General features: G+C 68.7%; 1 protein-coding gene. It reads right to left on the bottom strand.

All coding sequences use genetic code 11. The annotated features are described in order from the left end of the window. Positions 1 to 858: IS30 family transposase (locus KBX71_RS33400; RefSeq protein WP_307847480.1), on the bottom strand; the 858-nt coding region annotated here is incomplete at its 3' end. Positions 859 to 1,036: the final 178 nt, after the last annotated feature.

Here is a 1,036-nt window from a genome sequence, read left to right as displayed (position 1 = left end):
GTTGTCCAGGCCGTTCTGGTCGATGGTGCGGAAGTCGTAGCTGCCCTTGGGGAAGTACTGGCGCAAGAGCCCGTTGGTGTTCTCGTTGGTGCCGCGTTGCCAGGGACTGTGGGGGTCGCAGAAGTAGACCGGGCATCCGGTGGCGATGGTGAACACCGGGTGGGTGGCCATCTCGACACCCTGGTCCCAGGCCAGTGAGCGGCGCAGATGCTCGGGCATTCGGGCGGTCAGGGCGGTGAGGACCCCGATGACGGCTTCGCTGTCGCGGCCGTTCGGGAGCGCGCCGAGCATCACGTAGCGGGTGGAGCGTTCCACCAGGGTCACGATCGCTGACGTGCCGGCCTTACCGATGACCAGGTCACCTTCCCAGTGCCCCGGCACCGCCCGGTCAGCAGCCTCCGCCGGGCGGGCACTGATGTGCAGATCCCCGATCCAGGGCCGCCGACTACGGGCAGCACCCGCGGCACGCGACTGCGCACGCCGCTGGGTACGCCCGGAGCGCAGCGCCACCTGCCGGGTCAACTCAGCCCGCAAGTTCCCCCGCGACTGCACGTAGATCGCCTGGTAGATCGTCTCGTGCGACACCTGCAACTCCGGCCGGTCAGCGAACGTGGACCGCAACCACGCGGCGATCTGCTTCGGAGACCACCTACGCGCTAATTTCCCCGCCACCACCCGCCGCAGCCGCGTCCCCACCCCCAACTTCGACGCCTTCGGCCGCCGACGCGCCGCGTCCGCACGCCGCTGCGCCCACTGCGCCTGATACCCCCACCGATACGGCGCCCGAGCCCGCCCCGACGGCAACGACCGCCCGAGCGGGTTCTTCGTCCCATGCCGCGCACTGTGATACCGGCCCACCTCCCGCGACACCGTGCCCACCGACACCCCGAGAAGCCCCGCGATCTGCGTAATCGTCCGACCCGAACCCCACAAGTGCTCCAACACCTGCCGATGCCCGAACGTCACCACACCTGGTCTCGCCACCAGCACCTCCACCACAACCAAGATCAGTTGCACTGAAGCCTAGAAACCACCC

Origin of the sequence: Micromonospora sp. D93, assembly GCF_018070365.1 — a bacterium.
Taxonomy (GTDB): Bacteria; Actinomycetota; Actinomycetes; order Mycobacteriales; family Micromonosporaceae; genus Micromonospora; species Micromonospora ureilytica.
This window is presented reverse-complemented; position numbering and strand designations above follow the sequence as displayed.